9 protein-coding genes are annotated in these 22,098 nt (G+C 62.3%); 5 read left to right on the top strand and 4 right to left on the bottom strand.

Annotated features, from left to right (window positions below; genetic code table 11):
- Nucleotides 1–189: 189 nt before the first annotated feature.
- From LGH74_RS01145 to LGH74_RS01135, 3 genes are all read right to left on the bottom strand, one after another.
- The gene (locus LGH74_RS01145) at nt 190–1,527 is read right to left on the bottom strand and encodes a family 1 glycosylhydrolase (RefSeq protein WP_226170629.1); all 1,338 of its coding nucleotides are present in this window, start codon (nt 1,525–1,527) and stop codon (nt 190–192) included.
- A 207-nt stretch (nt 1,528–1,734) separates the two neighbouring features.
- Nucleotides 1,735–3,411, bottom strand: coding sequence for a GMC family oxidoreductase (locus LGH74_RS01140; protein ID WP_226170626.1), 1,677 nt, complete (start codon nt 3,409–3,411; stop codon nt 1,735–1,737).
- A gap of 105 nt (nt 3,412–3,516) precedes the next feature.
- Nucleotides 3,517–4,143, bottom strand: coding sequence for a gluconate 2-dehydrogenase subunit 3 family protein (locus tag LGH74_RS01135; RefSeq protein WP_226170623.1), 627 nt, complete (start codon nt 4,141–4,143; stop codon nt 3,517–3,519).
- Between the two features lie 273 nt (nt 4,144–4,416).
- Between LGH74_RS01135 and LGH74_RS01130 the strand changes: the two genes are divergently transcribed.
- The 3 genes from LGH74_RS01130 to LGH74_RS01120 all read left to right on the top strand — a co-directional run bounded on the left by LGH74_RS01130 (nt 4,417) and on the right by LGH74_RS01120 (nt 15,595).
- Entirely contained in the window at nt 4,417–8,415 is a 3,999-nt protein-coding gene (locus tag LGH74_RS01130) for a T9SS type A sorting domain-containing protein (RefSeq protein WP_226170620.1), read from the top strand.
- 463 nt (nt 8,416–8,878) lie between these two features.
- Complete coding sequence (locus LGH74_RS01125; protein ID WP_226170617.1) at nt 8,879–13,771, top strand: carbohydrate-binding protein; 4,893 nt, start codon at nt 8,879–8,881, stop codon at nt 13,769–13,771.
- 177 nt (nt 13,772–13,948) lie between these two features.
- The gene (locus LGH74_RS01120; RefSeq protein ID WP_226170608.1) at nt 13,949–15,595 is read left to right on the top strand and encodes a T9SS type A sorting domain-containing protein; all 1,647 of its coding nucleotides are present in this window, start codon (nt 13,949–13,951) and stop codon (nt 15,593–15,595) included.
- A 90-nt stretch (nt 15,596–15,685) separates the two neighbouring features.
- On the opposite strand, the gene LGH74_RS01115 is transcribed toward LGH74_RS01120, so the two are convergent.
- Nucleotides 15,686–16,684 (bottom strand): LacI family DNA-binding transcriptional regulator, encoded by a 999-nt coding sequence (locus LGH74_RS01115; protein ID WP_226170606.1) that lies wholly within the window; start codon nt 16,682–16,684, stop codon nt 15,686–15,688.
- 497 nt (nt 16,685–17,181) lie between these two features.
- Between LGH74_RS01115 and LGH74_RS01110 the strand changes: the two genes are divergently transcribed.
- Together LGH74_RS01110 and LGH74_RS01105 are read left to right on the top strand one after the other, a co-directional pair.
- On the top strand, nt 17,182–20,391 hold the full coding sequence (locus LGH74_RS01110; RefSeq protein WP_226170603.1) for a SusC/RagA family TonB-linked outer membrane protein: 3,210 nt from the start codon (nt 17,182–17,184) through the stop codon (nt 20,389–20,391).
- Nucleotides 20,392–20,496: 105 nt separating this feature from the next.
- Nucleotides 20,497–22,014: a RagB/SusD family nutrient uptake outer membrane protein gene (locus tag LGH74_RS01105; RefSeq protein ID WP_226170600.1), complete on the top strand. Its 1,518-nt coding sequence runs from the start codon at nt 20,497–20,499 to the stop codon at nt 22,012–22,014.
- Nucleotides 22,015–22,098 lie beyond the last annotated feature (84 nt).

Genomic DNA, 22,098 nt, shown 5'->3' with positions numbered 1-22,098 from the left:
TTATGCGGCGTTTGCTGCGTATCCTTGCGAGGAAGAATAACGAAGCCATCCGTCCTCTGAAATGTGCGGATCCTTCTAAACTGAAAAGCCCTTAATCGTTGCAACGATTAAGGGCTTTCTGGTAAAAGTATATTGGTCACTTCGTAGAGGACAGATTGCTTCGTTCCTCGCAATGACACGTTTCTGTACTTACACCTCCACCTTCAGCGTAGCCGGCTGCTTCGTGACCTGGAACATCTCGCCGTGGGGCACAATGGTTATTTGGCCATATTCCTGGAGTAGCTGGCGGTAGGCTTCGGATACTTTACGGGGGTTGCGGTCCAGATCAAACAGGCCACAGGCGTTAACCTTGCCCACTTTCTGAGCCAGGCCTATATCCCAGTCTACCTGGTCGATAAGGGAATACCAGGTGAAGCCCAGCACGGGAATACCTTCCTCGCGCATTCGCAGGATGTTGACCCACTGCTTCCAGAGCCAGGTGGGCGCTTCATGGGCGTTGAAGACGTTGGTTTCGGTATGCATCACCGGCTTGCGGTAGCGCAGGTAATATTCATGGGTGATGTTGTACCAGCCCAGCACGTCCATGCTGGTACACTCCTCGCCGTTGGGCAGAATGATTCGCTCGTTGCGGCCGTAGTAGTCGTTGCCCATCACCTGGTAGCCCGGCGGCTCACCGGCCATAAACCAGTCATACTCCTCCCGGGTCATACCATTGTCGTACAGGTAGTTGAGCACGTCGGCGTCGGGGTGGTGGGCGTAGAGCAGGTCGAGGGCCAGAAAGCGCAGCTTGTTTTCCAACTTGATGCGGGCGCAGGGGTTGGCGCGCAGCTCGTGGATGTACTCGGCCGATTCGCTTTGCACGATGATGCAGTCGGGCCGCACCTGGGCAATCTGCTGGTTGGCCATGATGCTGGCCGCAGTCAGGTGCTTGATGGCCGTCACGAAGCCCTGATCCGACTTAAGTTGCTCGTTCCAGATACCGTCCTTGGCGCTCATGCGGGCCGTCACGAAAATCTCGTTGACGGGCGTATAGTAGCGCACCCAGGGGTAACGCCGGGCCACGGCCTCGGCGTATTCGGCAAAGTACACGGGCAGCTCGGGGTTCTGGAAGTCGCCCAGCCAATCGGGCACCCCGAAGTGCAGCAGGTCCAGAATCGGGGTTATTCCCAGGCGCTGCATCTCGGCCATGGCCTGGTCGGCAAATTCCCAGTCGTACTTGCCGGGCCCCAGATGGATGCTGTAGTAGGGCAGGCCGTAGCGCAACACCTTCAGGCCCATATCTTTTACCAGCGCCAGGTCTTCCTTCCACCGGTCGTAGTGGCCACACTCGGCCAGCAGGTCGCGGCGGGTTTTGCCATTGTCGATGGTGGGGTAGGAACACTCGATGCCGGTAGCAAACATGAAGTTGCCGGGCTCCCCGGTGGGTAGGCCGCTGCCGTCGCGCCCCCCGGCCCCGCCGTATTCGTCGCCGGCGTAGTTGCCTTCCCCAAACCGGGCTTTGATGTGCTTTAAAAAGTCTTTGGCCATGTGATGTCGCTTGAACAAAGCTCCCCTCCTTAGACAAGGAGGGGTCGGGGGTGGTTGACCTCGCTAGCTGATGTTGTTTAGTTTGATAAAACCTTGAGTGGCAAATTGTTTGAGCACGCAGTAATCGTTCAGCTAAACAACGATTGAACCACCCCGCCCTTCGGGCACCCCTCCTTGAAAAAAGGAGGGGAATTGTCGTTCTGGCGTCTACTTCTGGTTTTCCAGAAACTTGTCGGCGGTGCGCAGGGCCAGGGCCATAATGGTTAGGGCGGGGTTAACGCCCAAGGCACTGGGAAATACTGAGTTGTCGCAGATGTAGAGGTTAGGCACGTCGAAGGCTTTGCCGTTGGTATCCACCACCGCATCATCGCCGGAGAGGCCCATGCGGGCCGTGCCGATGATGTGGGCCGAGCGGGGAAAGGCCCAGATGTCGGTGGCCCCGGCGGCTTCCCAGATGCGGCGCATCAGCTTTTCGGCGTGGTTGGTCATCCGGATTTCGTTGTCGTGGTTGGTGAAGTGCACCCGGGGCTTTGCAAAGCCGCGGGCGTCTTTTTCCTCGGCCAGCTCCAGAAAGTTGTCGGCGTGGGGCAGACAGTCGCCCAGAATGTTGATACCGGCTACGTGGTTGTACTGCTGCATATAGCTACGCAACTGCGGACCCCAGAAGCCCCGGCCCCGGGCCACCTGCCCGGCAAACGTGACGGGCATGATGCCAATGCTTTGCAGCAGATAGCCGCCAGCAAAATCCGCGTCTTTGGCCCGGTGGGTTTCTTCGGAAATCAAAGCGCCGGGAATACCTTTAAAGGGCCGCACCGCCTCCGAAAACGTACCGAACACCTGAATGGCCGTGTGCGACATGAAGTTGCGGCCCACGTGCCCGCTGCTCAGCGCCAGCTCGTTGAGCAGCAGCAGCCGGGGCGTTTCGATGGCACCGGCGCACAGAAATAAATGGCGGCAGCGCAGCCGCTGCTCCTGGCCGTTTTGCTGGTATACCACCCCGGTAACCTTGCCCGCCTCGTCCCGCTCAATTTCCGTGACGTAGCAGCCCGGCCGGATATCGGCGCCGTGGGCGGCGGCCAGGGGCAGAAACGTGACGTCCATGCTGGCTTTGGCACCGGTGGTGCAACCGGCCTGGCAAAAGCCGCGGTTGGTGCAGGCCTCGCGCCAGCCCACGCCTTCCTGGTAGTAGCGCGCCGACAGCGCCGCGTTGGCGGCCGGTGAAGTGCGGATGCCGAGCGTTTCGCAGCCGCGCTGCATCAACTGAGCCGCGCCGTTGAGGGGCAGTGGGGCCAGCGGGTAGCCTTTGCGGCGGCTCGGACCCCAGGGGTAGGGAGTAGGGCCGGAAATACCCAGAAACTGCTCCAGCTCCTCGAAATACGGCTCCAGCTCTTCGTAGCCGAAGGGCCAGTCGACGCCCACGCCGAAGTCGCGGTGCAGGTGCAGGTCGGCGGGTTGGGGGCGCGGGGTGTAGGCCGTGTAGTGCAGCGTGGAGCCGCCCACGCCGGTGCCGGAGTTGTTTTTGCCGAAAGCCACCGGGTCTTTGCCGGCGGAAAGCCGCTCGTCGTTCCAGAACAGAAACTCCTGGGCTTTTTCGTCGGTGGCAAAGTCCTTTTTCGGGTCGTGCCAGGGGCCGGCTTCCAACGCCACCACCTTCAGGCCAGCCATAGCCAGCCGGGCCAGCAGCGGCGCCCCGCCAGCCCCGGTGCCGATAACGATGCAGTCTACGGTTTCGGCGGGCAGCGGAATTTCCAGCGGCGCGGGCGCGGGCACAATGGGCGTTTCCGCCAGCGGCGTATCGGCCAGCAGGCTTTGTAGCAGTGGGTCCTGAATTTCCGGCTTCACTGGGTTCAAAACGCCTTCTTCCAGGGTTTCTTCTTCGGGCATAAAAAGTGGAATAGTGAGATGGTGAAATAGTGCGTTTAATGTTCTGGTGGCGCGGTCTGCGCGGTTTGCGCGGTTGGAACGACAACTCACCAGTTCACCGTCTCACTATTTCGCTTCTTCCGGTTCGCGGGCTTCTTTTTCGTTGAGGCCGATGTGAGTCCAGCCGGGCAGGTCGGCCAGGCCGGCATAGCCGATTTCCTCCTGGGCCAGCGGGTGGGCGTAGTAGGTTTCGGTCAGCTCGGCCAGCAGCTCTTCGAAGAAGCGGCCGGCCGAGAGCGTTTCCCAGATCGGGCCCGGCGCGGTTTCATTCTGCACCGCTTGCAGCACCACGTCCTGCTGCAAGTCGGTGAGGTGCTCAAACGGAGCGCCGAACATAACCCGGCCACTTTCCCGGATACCGCCCAACCCCAGCCGGTACGCCTCCCGGTCGGGGGGCAGCACGTCGTAGCGCCAGCCGTCGGAGCCGCCCGTGAGTAGGCGCTGGTCGAGGGCGGGGGCCAGCTCGATGGGCTCGGGGCGGTCGGGCTGCGGAAACAGGCGGGCCGCCACCATGCGCAGCAGCTCGTAGGTGGCCGCATCGAAAAACTGGGGCTCGTAGGCGGGGGCCAGCAGCCGGGCTTCCAGGGCGGCGCGGGTGGGCGGGCTCACTTGGTCGGTGGCCAGCAGGGCGCGCACCGTGCCCGCCGGATAAGGCGAAGAAATCATGTCGGCGGAAGCAGGAATAGAAGCCATAGAGGAAACACTACTGACGAGCTAAGGCGGCCCAAGGTTATTGCTGTGGAGCTTGGCGGCAGCTGATTAACCGGTCGGCGGCCGTTTTGTGCGGCCGATTCGCAAAATAATCAGCCGCTTAACCCATTGTGGGCCCGATTCGCATAAACCGGTGAAGCATACGAAATGGCAAGCCGGCCGGCTTCCCACCGAAATACTCCAAGCCCGAAAACCCCGATTTTATCTATCTTGAACAGGATTTTTTCCAGTCGATTTCCTCACTTCCTATTGCGTATGAAGCACCTTCTCTACCCTCTGCTGCTGCTGGGCTTGGCACACACGGCTACCGCCCAACTCACCGGCACCAAAACCATTGACCCGAACGGCTCGGGCGCCAACAACTACGCCACCTTCGGGGCAGCCATTGCGGCTCTGAACACCGGCGGCGCGGGCCCGGCCGGCGTCACGTTTCAGGTGAAGAGCGGCAGCGTGTTTGCCGAGCTTGCCCCGGCTATTACGGCCAGCGGCACGGCGGCGGGCCGCATCGTATTTCAGAAAGACGGCACCGGCGCCAACCCCCGACTACAGGGCACCGGCACCGGCGCCACCGACGCGGGCCTGACCCTCGACGGGGCCGACTATGTGACTTTCGACGGCATCGATATAACGGACGCGGCGGCTAATACCACGGCCGCGCAGCAGCTGGAGTTTGGCTTCTGGCTGAAAAACGGGGCTACCAACAACCTGGTGCAGAACAGCACCGTGGATTTGAACCGCGCCAATACCACCAAAACCTCCGGGGTATTTGTGCAGGATGGCGACAACAACCTGAACCGTTTCCTGTCTAACACGCTGCAGGACTGCTACTTTGGCTACAACCTCGACGCGGGCACCACGCTCTACGACAACGGCAACGAAATCGGGATGATACCCGGCGGCGCGCCCAGCCGCGTGCTGACCATCGGGGCCGGCACCGGCAACGTGCCCACGGGCATCGTGTACGGCATTTACCTGCGTGACCAAACGGCCCTGAAGGTATCGGGCACGGAGGTTTCGGGCCTCACGGGCACCAGCGCCGTGTATGGCATCTACTCGACGGGTACCAACAACACGGCTGACATCTTCGACAACCGCGTGCACGCCCTGACGGGTACGGCCAGTACGGCCGCCGCCCAGGGCATTTATGTAAATAGCGGCCTGACGCACATCATCTACCGCAACTACACCTACGACATTGCCGCCACCGGCACCTCGGGTTTTGCCTCGGGTATGGATATTACGGCCGGCACCACGAACTACGTCTACAACAACTTCGTGTACGACATCCGGGCGCTGGCCAGCACGGCGGGCACCTCGGTGCGGGCCCTCAGCTTCCGGGGTGGCACTGCCAATTACTGCTACCACAACACGGTAGTGCTGACCGGCGCGCCCACGGCGGCAGCCAACAAAAGCGGCGCGTTCTACATTTCGGGCACACCGCCGGTTGATTTGCGCAACAACATCTTCGTGAACCTGATGACGTTGCCCAGCGGGGGCGGCGGAGTAGCGGCAGCCTTTTTCAAAAGCACCGCCGCGCTGACCAACATTGCCGCCGCTTCCAACAACAACCTGTGGTACGCCGGCACCCCCTCGCCCGAGAAGCCGATTTTCTACGGCGTGGCCACCACGCCCGGCCTCGACCAGACCCTGGCCCAGTACAAAGCCCGCGTGGCCCCGGCCGACCAGAGTGCTGTGACGGAAAACGTGCCCTTCGTGAACCCGCTCACCGACCCGCACCTGCTGCCGGGCTCCCCTACCCAGGCCGAAAGCGGCGGCCTGAACCTGGCCAGTTCGCCCTTGCCAGTGCCGACGGACATCGACAACGCGGCTCGCACCGTGGCCACACCCGACCTGGGCGCCGACGAAGGCACGTTCCAGGTGGTGGACGTAACCGGACCGAGCATTGCGTATCAGCCTCTGCCCAACACGGCCAGCTTCGGCAACCGTACGTTGAGCGGTGTGAGCATTTCGGACCCGCGCGGCGTGAATGTCAGCGCCGGCCTGGCCCCGCGCCTCTATTACAAGAAGAAGACTGACGCCAGCGTATTCACGGCCCCCAACAACGCCACCGGCAACGGCTGGAAATGGACGGAAGGCACCGCCGGAGCGGCCTTAACCTTCAGCTTCGTGCTGGACGTGAGCAAGCTGCAGGCCGCCCCCGCCCCCAACGACTCGATTCAATACTTCGTGGTGGCCCAGGATTTGGCCGCTACGCCCAACGTGAGTGCCGTGCCCAGCGCGGGCTTCGCGGCTACCTCGGTGGCGGCCATTACCAGTGCGCCCACCAAGCCGGCGGCTTACCGCGTGCTGGCTTTGCTGAGCGGCATCAAAACCGTGGGTACGGCTGCCACCGCTGATTATCCCACCCTGACGGCTGCTGTAACTGACCTGAACAACAAGGAGCTGGGTGGCGCGCTGGTACTCACGCTGCTGGACGCTACCTACCCTACCGAAACCTTCCCGATTACCTTCAACGCTAACACCGGCTCGAGCACCACCAACTCGGTAACCGTGCGGCCGGTGGCCAACCGCAACGTGGCCCTCACGGCCGCCAGCACTGCCACCGCGCCCATCCTGATTATTGATGCCAGCAACGTAACGATTGAGGGCGCCACCGCCAGCTCGACCAGCAGCCTGACGCTCACCAATAACGGCACGGCGGCCAGCAGCGGCGGCGTGTTCGTGACGGGCAACGACGTGACCCTGCGCGGCTTGGGCATCACCGGCGGCACGGCCGCGGCGGCCTACGGCGTGGCTTTCAGCGGTGCTACCAACGGTACCGTGCGCGGCTGCACCATCATGCGTACCGGCACCGGCATTCAGGCCCAGGCCAACTGCGTCAACTTCACCGCCGCCAATAACTCCATCGGCGGTAGCACGGCCACCGAGAAAATCGGCACCAGCGGCATCGTTATAACGGCTACCCAGGGCTTCGCGGTAAACAACAACAACGTCGTGGGCATCACGCGGGCCGTTAGCCCGTCCGTGGCCGGCATCGTGGTGGGCTCTACTTCCACCGACGGCCTGATTGCCAACAACCTGATTCGGGACATCGTGCACACCGGCACCGGCGGCACCAACAGCTACGGAGCCCAGGGAATCCGGCTGTCGGCTACCGGCACTAATGCCAATATCTCGGTGGTCAACAACGTCATTACCGACCTGCTGAGTGCGGGCGACGACGGTGTAGCCTTCACGCCCCAGGGCATCTACCTTACCTCGGGTGGCGGCTACAAGCTGGGCTTCAACTCCATCCTGCTCACCGGTACCATCAACGAAGGTGATACGCCGGTTTCCGCGGCCGTTACCGCGGCCGCTACCGTGACGGACGTAACGCTGGTGAACAACATTTTGGTGAACCGGCAGACGGCCACACCGGCCGGCGGCAAAACCTACGCCCTGTATTCGGCCGCCACAGCCTCACCGTTTACCCTGATTGACAACAACGCCTATTCAGCTCAGGGCAACAAGGCCAGCCTGGCTTATCTGAATGGTGCCGACCGTGCTACGCTGGCCGCCCTGCGCACCATTACGACCCAGGACGCCAGCAGTCTGGTTACCAACCCCGTATTCAGCCAGATTCTGCCCGGCGACCTGCGGCCCGTGGCCAACGCCAACTGCAACCTCGACGGCAAAGCCCGCCCCGTAGCCGGCGTTACCATCGACTTTGCCGGCAACCCGCGCAATGCCACCACGCCCGACATCGGCGCGTTTGAATTCACTGCTGCAGCTCGCACGGCTCCGGCCGCGCCCAACCAGTTCGGCATCCAGGGCCAGCCCATTCCCAACCTGACGGCCACGCCGGCCACGCTCGGCACGGCCGTGTGGTACACCGACGCGGCTCTTACGCAACGGGTGTTTGCCGGCTCCAGCTTTGCCACCGGCCGTACCGCCCAGGGCCTCTACACCTACTATGTGGTCGATTCGCTGAATGCCTGCGTGAGCCCGGCCACCACAGTGCGCCTTACCATTGTGGGTCCCGATGCTACGGTTTCGGCTTTGCGCGACCTGAGCATTTCGTGCTACCCCAACCCGGCCCACGACGTGCTGACGCTGTTGGTGGAAGGCCCGGCCCGCACCATTTCGGCTGACCTGCTTGATGCCCTGGGCCGCCCTGTGCTGCACCAGCAGGTGCGCCACGATGCCCCGGCCACTCGCCACCCGCTGGCGCTGGAAGGTCTGGCCAAAGGCATTTACCTGCTCCGTCTCACTACCGAAGGCCAGACCACCGGCCGCCGTATCGTGATTGAGTAAACCGCCCTTTTAGCTACCGCAACGCGGCGTTTCCCGGCAGGGAGGCGCCGCGTTTTGCGTTCATAGGGCTTGGCAACGGTCCAGGCAAAGCAGGCGGGCCGCTTGCCGAACTTCCAAACCGGCGAAAATCACTGCAAACGTTTCCGTAGATAAATCCGGTGACTTGCTGTCATTTACCGGGGGCTTTTTCAACCTTTATTGACCCGCAGCTGCCTGCCCCGGCTTCTCCCGGCGCTTCGTCGCCTGGCTGACGCTAAGCCCAGCTGCCCCGGCCGGCCGCGCTGCCCGCATCCTGCTTTTGCTTTGGGGCCACGCCACCATTTCGGGCTCCGCCTACCGCCTTTCGATGCTGCCCCACAGCGCCGACGGCCATTGTATTGCCCTGATTTTTTGGGCGCGGCTCGGGCTGGCGCTTCCACCTTCAGGTTCCGCTCCACTTCTACACTTTCCAAAATTCCCCCGCATGAAAAAAGCTTTATCCGTTTTTCTGCTTAGCCTCCTGACGCTGTCGGACGGCTTCGGGCAGGCTATTTCGCCGTATCTGGCGGGCCAGAATGCCTGGCTGCCCAAGGCCTACGGCAGCACCGTGTATAACGGGCAGCTCGATCAGCTCTGGCCAATCGTGCAACGCTCGAAGGTGCGCATGATTCGCATCGGCGGTAACGGCCCGAACTCCAACCTGGTGACCAACGCGCAATACATTGCCCTGATTGACTCCATCCGGCGCATCGGGGCCGAGCCCATGGTGCAGGTATCGGAAGGACGGGGCCGGTTCACGGCCGCGCAGGCAGCGCAGGTAGTGCAGTACGTCAACCTCACGATGGGCCGCAACGTGAAGTACTGGATTATCGGCAACGAGCCTGACCTGAATAACACCGCGCAGCCTAACCCGGTGAGCGTGGCGGGCGTGGCCACCTACATCAAATCCTTTGCCTCAGCCATGAAAGCCGTGGACCCCACTATTCTGACCGTGGGCCCCGAAAACGCCTCGTACAATGGCTACTTCCCCGCGCTGGTGGGCGGCGCCAACGACATTACCGGCACCGATGCCAACGGCCGCTACTACATCGACGTCATCTCCTTCCACAGCTACGCCTTCAATGGCACCCAGACCCGCACCGCCGTGCTGGGGGCCGCTCAGACGCTGACTAATAACGTGACAAACCTGCTGGGTTTGATGGCCAAGGCCAACGCCTTGCACAACCGCACCGGCGCCAACGCCCTGCGCTGGGCCCTCACCGAATTCAACATCGACTACGCCAACCCCACTGCCAACACGGTGGAAGGCGTGGGTGTGCATTCCTTTCTGAACGGGCAGTACTGGGCCGAGGTATTTGGCGTGGGCATGAAGTACGAGGGCGTGTCGATGCAGCCGTGGTCCATCCACGAGGGCAGCGGGGCGCGCGGCACCGGTGACCTGGGCTACCTCGACGGCCCGACGGCCGCTACCGTCAAGCCCCGCTCGGCTTACTGGCACGAGATGCTGGTAGCGGAAAACCTGCACGGCACCAACCTCAACGCCACCGACAACCAGGCCCTCGTGAAAGTACTCAGCAGCACCGACCACGGTACCACCGCCGTGATGGTGCTGAACGAAAGCGACATAACGAATTACGATTTCACAGTGCAGCTGGACGCCGCTACGGTGCCCGGCACGGCGCCGTTGAAAATCAACGTGCCGGCCGGCATCAATGCGGCCTACAACGACCGGATTTATGCCCAATCGACGCTGGTTTTGCTCTTCAACAGCCAGGGCGCGCTAACGAAGAAGATTGTGTACTCGCTGCAGCACGCCCAGCAGACGTTGCCGCCCACCTACCTCAGCCCCGACCAGAGCGTGACGCTGGCGTCGTTTTCGGCGGATAAAACCTTTACCTGCGTGGCCCCCGAAGCAGTAACCTTCACGGCCACGGTGCTGGGTGAAGCCTCGTCAATCAGCTGGGATTTTGGCGCGGGCGCCACGCCGGCCACCAGCACCGGCCGGGGCCCGATTGCGGTGACGTACGCCTCGGCCGGCAACAAAACCATTTCCCTGACGCTGGTGAATGCCGACACCACCATTGTAACGACCAAGGCGAACTACCTGCCCGTCAGCAGCTGCATCCGTACGCCCTACCCCGGCACTATTCCCGCCATTCCGGGCGTGGTGAAGGCCATTGAATACGATAACGGCGGCGAAAACGTGGCTTACCACGACACGGAAACGGCCAACCGGGGCACCACCGCCGACCCCAAAGCGCCCCGCCCCAACGAAGGCGTCGACACGAGCAACAGCGGCGAAGGCCTGGGTGAAGTGGGCTACACGGCCAGCGGCGAGTGGCTGAAATACACGGTGAACGTGCTGCGCACCGGCCTCTACCAGCTGCGGGTGCGGGTATCGACGGGCGCCACTTCCACGGGCTCGGTGCGGCTGCTGGTGAACGATGTGGAGCGTACCGGTGTGGTGGCCGTGCCCGCCACGGGCAGCTTCGGGACTTATCAGGATCTGGTTATCAATAATGTGTACCTGGAGGCTTCGCCCAACGCCACGTTGAAGCTTGACATCGTAAGCGGGGGCTTCAACTTCTCGAAGCTGACATTTGCCGAGCAGCCCCTCACGGGCATCGTGGTGAATCGCATCTACAACGGCAGCTCGACTTCGGATGGCTCGACCGACGCGGTGGAATTGCTCGTGACGCAAGACCACCTCGATATTCGCGGCTTGATCGTGAAGGACTTTGAAGCCAACCTAACGCTGGATAACGGCGGCAAAATCCAGTTCCGGGATAATGCCCTGTGGAAGGATCTGCGCATTGGCACCACCATCGTGCTGCGCCGCCTGACCTCGGGCATCACGGGCTACACCCCGGACGTGGACGCCTCGGATTTCACGGTGGATATGCTGCTGGAAAACTCCACGTACCTGACCGATTTATCGGGGGCTGGCCAGAATTTCAACCTGACCAATACCGATATGGTGCTGCTGAAAACCGGTGCGGCCAGCGGCATTGATAACGCGGTACACGCCCTCGTTTCGAACAATGGCAGTGCCAGTGCCCTCTACACCGGCCTTACCGGGACCAAACTGGTCTTCAATGCTGCCCTGGCTACGGGTGCTTTTCTCTACCCGCTCAACCCGGCCCAAGGCACTACTGACTACAACGGCACCAGCGCGGCCAGTAGCACCAGCGCCAGTCGCAGCTGGGGCTACGGCTTCGGGGCGGGCAACAGCAGCTACATCCAGAGCCTGCGCAATCAGGCCTTCACGCCGCCGAGCATCGTGGTAAACCGCATCTACAACGGCTCGAACGACGCCAACGGCAACCTCGACGCCGTGGAGTTGCTCGTAGTTCAGGACCACCTCGACGGGCGCAACCTGGTGGTGAAGGACTTTGAAACCAACAACACGGCCGACAACGGCGGCAAGTTTCGCTTCAACAACACGGCGTTCTGGAGTGACCTGCGCAGAGGTACTACCATCGTGCTGCGCCGCCTAGCCGGGCCCGCGGGCTACGTGCAGGATGCTGATGCCTCGGATTTCACGCTGGACTTGTTGCTGGAAAACCCCACGTACCTGACCAATTTATCGACTGGTACCTCCTTCAATATCACGCAGTACGATATGGTGATGGTGAAGACGGGCACGGCGGCCGGTGTGGCGGGGGCCATTCACACGTATGCTACCAAAGGCGGCGGCAGCGCGGGTGTGCCCTCGGCTCTGTATCTGTCGGTAACGGGGGCCAAAATGACCTCGCCCGATGGCACCGACGCGGGCGGCGGCACTTTCCATTACCCGCTGAGCCCCGCCCAGGACCTAACCGACTACAACGGGGCCAAGGGCGCGCTGAGCAAGAGTACGACGCTAAATTGGGGCTACGGCTTCGGCCCGGGCAACACGGCCTACATCCAGAGCCTGCGCGACTCGGTGCTGGCCCCGCCTGCCCAGCTTACGGCCACGGCCGCCGGCACCGCTATTACCCTGAGCTGGACCGATAACACGGCGGACGAAACCGGCTTCGAAATAGCCCGCTCCACCGACGGCATCACCTACGCCCCGCTGGCTACCACCAACGCCGACGCCACTACCTACACCGACCAGTGCTTGCGTTTCGGCACGCGCTACTACTACCAGGTGCGCACCAAAGCTACTGGCCTGTATTCGCGCTACACTGCGCCGGCCCAGGCTCAGACCGGCAGCCGCCCGGCCATTACGCTCCCCGCGCTGACCGGCGCCTGCTCGGTAACGGCTACCGCGCCCACCGCCCCCGACAACTGCAGCACCACCGTTACGGCCACGACTACTGATGCGGTAGAATATTCCGTTCAGGGCACGTTTGTCATCAGCTGGAATTTCGCCTTTGCCGACGGCACCTCGGCCGCGGCCACACAGCAGGTAGTGGTGGAAGACACGCTGGCCCCAACCGTAAGCACCCGCAACGTGCGCGTAACGCTGGGTTCGGATGGGCAGGCCACGGTAACGGCGGAGCAGGTAAACAACGGCTCGGCTGACAACTGCGCTGTAGCCACCTTGACCCTCGACAAAACCAACTTCGACTGCGCCACCATCGGCGACAATGCTGTGCTGCTGACCGTGACGGACATAAACGGCAACGTGGCTTCGGCCCCGGCCGTTGTTACCGTCATCGGGGTGAAGCCCGCCGTGAACATCAGCGTGAGCCGCTCCGACAACACCGCCACCGGCCTCGACCCGCAGACTATTTCCCTCGGCTACGGCGCGCAAAGCCTCACGCTGACGGCAACTGACGGCACCGCGACGGGCTACACTTCCTACGCTTGGACGCCGGCCACCGGCCTGAGCAGCACCGCCAGCGCCAGCCCGGTATTCACGCCCACAGCGGCGGGCACCTATACGCTCACCGTACTGGCTACCAACGAATTCGGCTGCGTCGCCAGCGTCACGGTTACCATCACGGTAATCGACGTGCGCTGCGGCAATAAGAACGATAAAGTGGCACTGTGCCACAACGGCAACGCGCTGTGCGTATCGCCGAATGCCGTGGCGGTTCACCTCGCTCAGCACGGCGACCAGCTGGGTGCCTGCTCCCCGGCCACCGTGCCGGGCCAGGCCACCCCGCAGCCAGCAGTAGCCAGCCGGCCCGCATTGGTCGAAGCCTTCCCCAACCCCTTCGCCGACTACACGGTGGTGCGTTTCCGGCCGGCCGCCCCGGCCACGGCTCAGTTGCTGGTGCACAACGCCCTGGGCCAGGTGGTAGCTACTCTCTACCAGGGCCCGACCGAAGCGGGCCGCGACTATGAAGTCCGCCTGAACAGCACCGCATTGCCCGCCGGCCTCTACACCTGCCGCCTGCTCAGCAACGGCACCGTGCACACCACCCGCCTGGTCATCGTGAAGTAGCGGCCCCGCATACCGGGCCGATGCCGCCGACTAAAACAGCCGGGGTTTATCGGCCCGGTACGCGGGCTTTTTCCTGACCTGTTTCTTTTGCTCAACCAGCCCCGTTTTTCAGCTTCCGACGAGCTGGCTGGGTTTTCCGCGCGCTTTCTGTTCCGTTCCCTACCAAATTCCCACTTCATGAAAAACCTGTTTCCTCTTTCTGCGGCCCGTAATCGGGCGCGTGTTGCACGGCCTTGGCTGGCCGGGCTGGTACTGGGCGCGGCCTCGGTGGGCGCCTCGGCGCAAGGCGTGCCGGTGAGTGCCAATTTCTTCGGCATCAACTACTGGTACAGTCAGCCCAACGCCACCATTACCACCAATCTGAAGCAGGCCAAAGTCAACTTCTACCGCATCGGGGGCAATGGGCGCAACAAGGATGCCTTCTGGGCCGTGAAGGAAAACTGGCTGCCGACGGTGCAGTATGTCAAAAACAGCCTGAATGGCGTACCGCTGGTGCAGCTGCCCATCACCCTCACCGACAGCCAGGTAACGGCCTGGGTAAACTACTTCAAGGCCAACGGGGTGCTCTACTACACCATCGGCAACGAGCCCGACCCCACGCCCGACAGCACTGGCCAGAACCTGACCGACTGGGTAAACAACAACGTGCCGGTGGACGGATTCTCCTTCTACGCCTTCCGGGACCGGTTCAAGGCCATAGCCCGCCTGATGAAGCTGGCCGACAACAACTGTAAAATCATCGGCGGCGACTTCCGCAACTTCTACGACCTGCCCATTTCGCTCTACTACTCCAAGTTTATCAACGACGTGGGCGACGAGTACGTGACCGTGGGCACGAGGAAGATTCCGCTGCTCGACACGTTTTCCTTTCATTACTACGACAGTCAGGGCCGGCGCGAGCAGGAACTGGCCGGCCGCTTTGATGCCGTGCAGGGCTACATCGACGGCGTGAACACCGTGCGCGACGGAATCGACAACACCTGGACCGACCTGCGCCTGGCCGTGACGGAGGTGAATACCGAGGACAAAGCCAGCAGCGTGTGGGCCCCGAGCGGCTTCACGGCCGGGCAGTTTCTAGCCACCATGACCAAGCTGGCCTTGGCGAAAAGAGCCTTTTGCGTTACGCCCTGGAGCATTCTGGAAGGTGGGCGCGACTTTTCGCTCTACAACACCAACAATACGCGCCGCTCCACCATGCACCATTTTGCCATGCTGAGCGAAAACCAGCGCCTCAACTACATGCCCGGCGAGCAGGAAACCAACCCCGCCTATTCCAAAGACGACCTGGTATTCGTGGGCCTGCGCGACGCTACCGGCTACACCGTGCTGCTGCTGAACAACTCCAACACGGCCCGCAGCTACACCATCTCCCTCACCAACCAGTACGCCGGCTCGGCCTCGGCCCGCATCAAGCTGGAAGGCTACGCCGGCGTGTCGGCGGAGCTGCGCACCGGTACCATCGAGGCCCACAAAACCATTCTGTACCGTCTCACCAGCACGGGCGCGTTTGAGTCGAAAACCTACTACGACGACAACGACGCGGCCCCGGTGCTGCAGCGCCCGGCTACCGTAATGGCCACCACCGCCGGCCAGCATGAGCTGGTAAGTATCTACCCAAACCCGGCCACGCGCAGCTTTACGCTCGATGGACTCACCGGCCCGCTCAGCCTCACCTTGCGCAGCCTTGCGGGCCAAGTCGTGCTCCAACGGCAAACGGAAGCCACGACCCCCATCGACATCAGCAGTTTGGCCCGGGGCATGTATCTGCTGACGGCCACTACCGCCGACGGCCGGGTGCTGCGCCAGAAGCTGGTGAAGGAGTAGCGGCCGGGCGAAGCCGCTTTGCCCAACGGGTCATTGGAGCGTGGCTGCAACCGCGCGCCGGTGGCCCGTTTGCGTGGGCAGACGGCGGGCTTATTTGGCCGTGGAGCGGCGCTCAAACAGCTCCGACTTCAGCACCAAGCTTTGGGTGGGCAGAATGGGCTTTTTCTTCTCGATGGCCCGCAGCAGGATTTTGGCGGCCTCCCGCCCGATTTCATAGGCAGGCTGGGTGATGGTCGTCAGGGCTGGGTCGAGCAGAGCAGCCACGCCCAGGTTGGAGAAGCTGATTATTTTGACTTGCTCGGGAATGGCGCGGCCCAAGCCGTTGCAGGCGTGGTAGCTGCTGATGGCCAACCGCTCGACCGACGCGAAAATGCCGTCCACTTCGGGCCGGGCGGTGAGCAGCGCGGTAATGAGGGCCGTATTCTGCTCGTCGTTGCCGTTGCCGTCGAGCACCAGAGCTTCGTCGAAGGGCAGCCCGTACTGCTGCAGGGCGGCCTGGTAGCCCTGCATGCGCATGCGCCCAATCGAGAGGTTGCCCGACACGAGCAGGTGGGCAATGTGGCGGCAGCCGGCCTGAATGAGGTGTTCGGTGGCCTGGAAGCCGCTTTCAAAGTCGTTGGTCGTTACCTGGGCCGTGGCAATGGAGTCGCACACCCGGTCGAAGAACACGATGGCGGGCTTAGTGGCCTGTAGCTTCAGCAGGTGCCCGAATTCCTGGGTTTCACTGGCTACCGACATCAGAATACCATCGACCCGGCCGCCGGTGAGATACTGCGTAATGGCCACTTCCCGGTCGTAGTCTTCGTGGGTGAGGTAGATGAGCACGTGGTAGCCGCTCTGCCTGGCTACTTCTTCGATGCCGTTGATGGCCAGGGAGAAAAAGTGGTTGTTGACTTCGGGAATAACGACGCCGATGGTTTTGCTGATGTTGCGCCGCAGACTGCTGGCGTAAGCATTGGGCTCGTAGTTGAGCTCGGCCGCCAGCGCCTTCACCCGCTCCTTGGTGTGGGCCGACACTTCGTAGCTGTCCTGCAGCGCGCGCGAAACCGTGGCAATCGACAGGTTCAGCTCCTGGGCAAGCCGCTTCAAATTAACTGAATTCATTGAGACGCTTTCGTAGAGCTTAATTCGGGGAAGATGAGGAAAAGAGTCAGCTCAGCCTTGGTAAAGCTAACGCATTTTGGGCAATGCCGGAGTACCAAACCGGGGCATGCCTCGCTGGCGCATTCTTTGGCCGGGACCGGCAGATGAGGCTGGCCAACAAGCATCCAGCCAGCCCGATTTCGCAATTGACTGCAAACGTTTGCGTAGATAAACCGGGCTTTACCCGATGCAATCATTGCTAAATGTCCGGTACTTAGCAGAGGAAAGAATGGCCGGAGAAAGTTGAACTCTGGCTTTGCCTTATTCTTCCACCGCCCCCTTCCGGGCCGCTGCCGGCACGCAAAGCCGGAGTTGCCACCCATAGTCAATAGTAGAATTCCTTGCCAGTGCCACGGGCTGCGGCGGGCGGCAGCCCCGGCATTCCGGCAGCGGCCCCGCCGCTGCGCTCCGACCCGTTTTTGCCACCAACAATTCCCACATCTATGACCCGTTTTCTACCCAATCATCCATTGCGCTGGGCGGCTCGGCCGCTGGTGCTGCTGCCCGTGCTTAGCCTTGGGCTCGGCGGCGAGGTGGTGGCTGCCACCGTTGCAACGCCTGTGTCCATTCACGCCACCGTGGCCGACGGTACCATTACGGGCCGCGTCGTGGATGAGAAAGGCGCCGGCATTCCGGGCGTCAACGTGGTGGTGAAAGGCACCTCCAACGGCGCCCAGACCGACCCCGACGGCCGCTTTAAAATAACGGCCGACGCCAACGCCACGCTGGTTTTTTCCTTTATCGGCTACTTGGCCCAGGAAGTGCCGCTCAATGGCCGCGAAACGCTGAACGTGGCCCTGGCGCCCGACAACAAGACGCTGAGCGAAGTGGTGGTGGTGGGCTACGGCGTGCAGGAGAAAAAGCTGCTGGCCACGTCTATTTCCTCGATTTCGGCCAAGCAGGTGGAGCTCATTCCGGTGTCGTCGCCTTCCGAAGCCCTGGTGGGCCTGGTGGCCGGTGCCCAGATTACGGAGCCTTCCGGTGAGCCGGGCCAGGGCGCCGTAATCCGCGTACGGGGCCTGGGCTCGATTTCAGCCGGCAACTCGCCCCTGTACGTGGTCGATGGCTATCCGCTCAACAGTGCCGACAGCTACAACCAGATTCCGCCCGGCGACATTGCCAGCATCCAGATTCTGAAGGACGCGGCGGCCTGCGCCATTTACGGCTCGCGCGGCGGCAACGGCATCGTGATTGTGACCACCAAGCGGGGGCGCAACGACGGCAAAACCCGCTTCAACTTTACGGCCAACGCCGGCGTGGTAGAAGTGGCCAAAAAGGTGGACCTCATGAACCGCGACCAGTACCTGGAGTACCTGCGCGAGTCGTTCACCAACGGCGCCCGCGCCATTCCGGCCACCCTGCAGCCCGGCGCCCCCGAGCTGCCCGACACCGACTGGCAGGACGCAATTTTCGGTACCGGCTCCCAGCAGCAGTACCAGCTTTCGGCCTCGGGCGGCACCAACGTGTCGCGCTTCTACATTTCGGGCAGCTACTTTAAGCAGAAAGGCGTGATTGAGAATACCGGCTTCGACCGGTTTGCCCTGCGCGCCAATTACGATGCCCAGCTCAGCAAAAAGCTGAAAATAGGCCTGAGCCTGGCCCCCAACTTTTCGCGCACCGACGTGAAGCCGATTTCGGGCAGCTACAACGGCGGCAACATCTCGGGCGGCGGCCCGGGCGGCGAAACGGCCATCGTGACGGCGGCCCTCATTCTGCCGCCCATCATTCCGGTGCGGCTGGCCAACGGCGACTACGGCGCCATCCGCAACTCGGGCTCGGGCGTAACCACGCCCGGCGACCTGCTGAACCCGGTGGCTACCATCGATTTGTATAAGGACCGTACCAGCTCGGTGAGGGCTCTGGGTTCCACCTTCCTCGATTTTGAGGTGCTTAAAGGGCTGAACCTGCGCACCAACTTCGGGGCCGAGCTACTCAACAACCGCCGCGCCATCTACGTGCCGGCCACACTGGGCACCGTGAACAACGCGGGAGCCAACCTCTCGACGCCGATTCTCAACAACATCGACGCCCGGCAGGCCAACAGCACCAACCTGAACTGGGTGTGGGAAAATACGGCTACCTACAACCGCCGCTTCGGCGCCGACCACGACGTGACCCTGCTGGCCGGCTACTCGGCCCAGCGCAACACCAACGAGGGCAGCACCGTGCTGGGCCAGACCGGCACCTACACCACGCCCGACATTGAGTATGCCACCGCCGCCGGCCAGCTGTTTGGCCAGGCCTCGTACTCGGCCAACGCCCTGACGTCCATCTTCGGCCGCCTCGACTACGCCTTCAAGGAGCGCTACATCCTGACGGCCGCCCTGCGCACCGACGGCTCCTCGCGCTTCGGCCCCGACAACCGCTACGCCACCTTCCCCTCAGTAGCCTTGGCCTGGCGGGCCGGCGAAGAAACCTTCGTGAAAGCCATTCCGGCCATTTCGGAGCTGAAGTTCCGCGCCTCTTTCGGCGTGACGGGCAACAACAACATCGGCGACTACAACTACCAGAGCTACCAGACGGCGGCCAACTACGTGTTTGGCACCGGCACCGGCGTCCGCAACTACGGCTTTTCGCCCAACGGCCTGGCCCTGCGCAACTTGGGCTGGGAAACCAACACCCAGATGGACGCCGGCTTCGACCTGGGCTTGTTCCGGGACCGAATCTACCTGACGGTGGCTGCCTACCAGCGCAACACCACCGATTTGCTGCTCAACCGCAATATTCCGGCTATTCTGGGCTACTCGGCGCGGGCGTTGGCCAACGTGGGGGAAGTGCGCAACCGCGGCCTAGAGTTTCAGCTCAACACGGCCAACATCGTGGACGGCGACTTCACCTGGAGCACCGCCGCCAACCTCTCGCTGAACCGCAACCAAGTGCTGGCCCTGGCTGGGGCTAATGAGCAGATTACCTTCGACGCCGTGTTTGGCTACACCAGCTCGATTCGGGTGGTGCCGGGCCAGCCGCTGGGCGTGTTCTACGGCTACCAGCAGGAGGGCATTTACCTCAACCAGGCCGACGTGGACAACAGCCCCAAGTGGACGGGCAGCAACCTGGCCGTGAAGCCCGGCGACTTCAAATTCAAGGACGTGAACGGCGACGGCCAGATCAACACGCTCGACGTAGGCGTTATCGGCAACCCCTTCCCCGACTTCACCTACGGCCTGCAAAACACCTTTGGCTACAAGAAACTCTCGCTGGCCATTACGCTGCAGGGCTCGCAGGGCAACGACGTACTCTATGCCGGCGACCGGTACACCTTCAACTCGCCGGGCCAGACCAACGGCCGTGTGCAGCTGGTAGACCGGTGGCGCAGCCCCGAGAACCCCGGCGACGGCAAAACCCCGTTTGCCACCTCGGCTACCTCGCTACGCACCCAGTTCAACTCCTACTTCATCCAGGACGGCTCGTTTCTGCGGGTGCGCAACATCACGCTGCGCTACAACCTGCCCGTGGGCTGGGCCGCGAAGGGTGGCCTGCAGAGCGCGGCCATTTACACCTCGGTGCAGAATCTGTACACCTTCACCAAGTACGTGGGCTACAACCCCGAAGCCAACAACTACGGCAACACGACCAACCCCACTTACGGTGTGGACCAGGGATCGTACCCAATGAACCGCACCCTCACGCTGGGCCTCCAGGTTGGTTTCTAATTCTGAGTTGTCAGTTGGTCGTTGTCCGTTGTCAGGCCATCGAAGCCAATAGAGCAAACGGACAACTGACAACGACCAACTGACAACTCTCTTCCCCCTCCCACCATGACTTTCAACTTCAAAAATATCGTTACCGGCGCCTGCATGGCCACGGTACTTGGTCTGGGCGCCCTGGGCACCAGCTCGTGCACCAAGGAATTCATCGAGCTCGACGACCCCACGCGCATCCCGACCACGGAAAGCTACACCGACTCGCTGAGCATCTTCAATGGCGTGACGGCCGCCTATGCCTCGGTGCAGGATTTGTACGGCCGCTCGGGCGGCCCTCGCGGCATCTTCATCTTCGGCGAAATTCCGTCCGACAACAGCTACACTGTTACCTCGGGCGAGCGGCTCAACGAGTTCAACGACTTTTCGCTCTTCGCCGACAACCCCAACATTCAGAGCTACTGGCTCTCGACCTACCGCTGTATTGCCCGCTGCAACCTGATTCTGAGCCGGGCCGGGGGCGTGAAACTAACCGAGGCCACCCGCAACCGCTACTACGGCGAGGTGCGCTTCATTCGGGCGCTGGCCTATTTCAACGCCGTGCGCATCTGGGGCGACGTGCCGCTGGTAACCAAGGAAATTCAGAGCATTCCGGAGGCCTATCCATTTGGCCGCCGGCCCGTGGCTGAGGTCTACACTCAGATTGAGGAAGACCTCGACTTTGCCGAAAAGAACCTGCCCGTAGCCCAGACCGGCGCCAACTTGGGCCGAGCCACCAAGGGCGCCGCCACTACGCTGTTGGGCAAGGTGCTGCTCACCCAGAAAAAGTACCAGGCCGCCGCCGATAAGCTCCAGCCCCTGGCTACGGGCACCACCTACGCGCTGCAGGCTACTTACGCCAACGTGTTTGCCACCAGCAACGAGATGAACAGCGAAATCATCTTCGCGGCGCGCTACACCAAAGGCACTCTGGGCTTGGGCAGTGCCTTTACTACCTGGTTTATGCCGGCCTACACCACGGCCCAGTCAACGGCCTTGCTGGGCGCGGCCTTCACCGGGCAGCAGTTCAACACCGTGGATACCGACCTGATTGCGGCCTTCACGGCCAGCGGCACTACCGATGTGCGCGCCACTACGTCCTACGTGCTGCCCGCCGGAGCCGCCGCCACGCTGGGCTACTACACCCGCAAGTACATCGACAACCCCACCGCCGCCACTGATGCCGAAAACGACTGGATTGTACTGCGCCATGCCGATTTGCTGCTGATGTATGCCGAAGCCGTGAACGAAGCCACCGGCCCCTCCGCCCCGGCCCTGACGGCCATCAACCAGGTGATTCGCCGCTCGCGCAACCTGCCGGTAAACACGCCCAACGCCACTGTGGATTTGCCGGCCAGCACCACCCGCGAAACCCTGCGCAACCGCTTGGAGCTGGAACGCCGCCTGGAGCTGAATTTTGAAGGGCACCGCTGGTTTGACCTGGTGCGCACCGACCGTGCCATCCCGGTGATGAATGCCTTCTTCACCCGCGCCAACTCCGCCGTCCGCATCGACCAGAACGACCTGCTCTTCCCCATCCCGGTGCAGGAAATCCAGACCAACCCCATCCTGACCCAGAACCCGGGCTATAACTAAGTGGTGAGGTTGTGAAGTTGTGAGATTGTGAGTTGTCGTTCTGTTGGCGCCATTGGCGCGGATTGAGCCTCAAGCGCACGATTT

Source organism: Hymenobacter lucidus (genome assembly GCF_020447265.1).
In the GTDB taxonomy this organism is placed as follows: Bacteria; Bacteroidota; Bacteroidia; order Cytophagales; family Hymenobacteraceae; genus Hymenobacter; species Hymenobacter lucidus.
This window is presented reverse-complemented; position numbering and strand designations above follow the sequence as displayed.